This is a genomic window from Paenibacillus sp. 01L418 (genome assembly GCF_056400045.1).
Window position 1 is genome coordinate 1 of the sequence record NZ_JBFTSN010000843.1, and the last position, 714, is coordinate 714.

1 protein-coding gene is annotated in these 714 nt (G+C 44.7%); it reads right to left on the reverse strand.

Translation table 11 applies throughout. From position 1 onward, the window contains the following. Nucleotides 1-714 (reverse strand): class I tRNA ligase family protein (locus AC1DSE_RS36070; protein WP_477529219.1); only part of this gene is annotated, 714 nt, incomplete at both ends.

The following is a 714-nucleotide window of genomic DNA, read 5'->3' on the forward strand; positions in this document are numbered from 1 at the left end:
AATCAGTACGCTCCAAATCACTCTTGCGCGATGCTGCCAGTTGATAAGCTTCAACTGCTTCTTTTTGCTCTGCCGTTACGATTTTTGCAACAAGCTCATGCTCAGGAGCGAGTWCGCAATAAGTCGCGCCAAACAATGTATCTGGACGAGTCGTAAATACGACCAATGCGGAATCATGACCGTCAATCTCAAAGGTAACCTCAGCTCCTTTGGATTTTCCAATCCAGTTGCGCTGCATATCCTTAATGCTTTCTGTCCAGTCCAGTTCTTCCAAATCATCCAACAAACGATCTGCGTATTCTGTAATTTTCAAAATCCACTGACGCATAGGCTTGCGAACAACGGGATGATTGCCCCGCTCGCTTAGGCCGTTAATAACCTCTTCATTGGCAAGCACCGTTCCAAGAGCTTCACACCAGTTAACTGATACTTCAGCAACATAAGCGAGTCCTCTGTTGTACAATTGGATAAAAATCCATTGCGTCCATTTATAATATTCAGGATCGGTTGTACTAATCTCGCGATCCCAATCGTATGAGAAGCCAAGTGATTTTATTTGTCTGCGGAAATTATCGATGTTTACAAACGTAATATCACGCGGATGCTTTCCTGTATCAAGCGCATGCTGCTCAGCAGGCAATCCGAACGCATCCCAGCCCATCGGATGAAGGACATTATAACCTTTCATTCTTTTGTAGCGAGACACGATATCCG